This window comes from Caulobacter sp. LARHSG274, assembly GCF_052871235.1.
This window is the reverse complement of sequence record NZ_JBIXJO010000042.1, coordinates 1-1,288: the sequence shown is the minus strand read 5'-3', so window position 1 is coordinate 1,288 and position 1,288 is coordinate 1. Positions and strand designations below refer to the sequence as shown.

The 1,288-nt window shown below is 66.2% G+C and carries 1 protein-coding gene; it reads right to left on the bottom strand.

Translation table 11 applies throughout. From position 1 onward, the window contains the following. Nucleotides 1–1,100, bottom strand: a 1,100-nt coding sequence (locus ACIPQB_RS26075) for an IS4 family transposase (protein ID WP_446488156.1), incomplete at its 3' end; no start/stop codon positions are given. Nucleotides 1,101–1,288: the final 188 nt, after the last annotated feature.

The following is a 1,288-nucleotide window of genomic DNA, read 5'->3' as shown; positions in this document are numbered from 1 at the left end:
GGCTTGAGGAGCTGATCGAGAGGTCTGCGATGCATGAGATTGGCTCGAACGAGTCTTGAGAAGGCCAGGACGCCGTGGGTGATCTTGACGGCGTCATTGGCCAGGCGCAGCAGCAGGTAGGCGATGAGGGCGATGGCGACCTGGATGCGGACGGCGTTCTCGGAGCGGCCCAGGAAGTGCTTGATCTTCAGGGTCTGCTTGACCCAGCGGAAGAACAGTTCGATCGCCCAGCGGCGCTTGTAGAGGTCGGCGATCTCCCGGGCCGGGGCGTCCAGGTCGTTGGTGACCACGCGAATGACCTTGCCGTCGTCGAGCCTGACGCCGATCTCGCGCACGGCGTCCTGGAACGGCGAGCCCTGACGGCTCTTGGCCTGGCGCTGGGGCAGGAAGCCGATGATGTCGTGGGTCAGGTTGCCGTTGTCCGGGACGGCGTGTTCCTCGATCCGGCGCAGGGCGGTGTGGGACTTCAGGCGGGTGACGATGCGGCAGCCGGCCGCGTCCAGCCTGGCCCACCAGCCGTAGTCGTAATAGCCCAGGTCGAAGACATAGGTGGCGCCCGGCTCGATGGGCATGGCCTTGGCGGCGGTGATGTCGTTGACCCGGGCCGGGGTGATCTCCAGGTACAGCGGCCGGTCGGCGTCGGGGTCGTAGACGATATGGGCCTTGGCGCCGTGGACCCTGGCCGAGAACCGCGCCCAGTCGCTGGCCACGCCGGCCAGTTTCAGGCCGGTGGAGTCGATCAGCCGCACCGCCTGGGCGGTCGAGCGGCGAAAGCCTCGCCCCGCCAGGCCGGCCATGTGCGAGAACAAATGCGAGAACACCGCGTGCGGCCGCATCGCGTTGGCGTCGGCCAGGGTCGAGCGCGCCGCCGGCGCCGCTCCCAGGTGATAGAGCCGGGCGGCGTGGCTGCTCATCGCCGTCTCGATCTCGCGCAGCGACGCAGCCCCGGCCAACTGCCCGTAGAGCAAGGCCACGAACTGGCTCTTGGTGCTGAGCCGACGCACCCGAGCATCGGCGCCGTGCTCTTCCACAAGTTGGTCGAACATCGACCACGGCACGTGCTTCAGAAGTCCGTGCATTACGCTATTGTGGTGACGCATGGCGTTGTCCTCGCTGGTGTCCAGATCCGTCGGCAAACGTTCTGAACCCAGTAGAATCAACGCCATGCAACCCGTCTACTCAAACAATGGCGGCACGCCCGTCAGCGTCCTCTCACGCCGAAAATCTCAAGACCCGAGTCAAATCAGCAACATCCCGACCGCTCCACAGCCCCAACCGGACAGCCGTG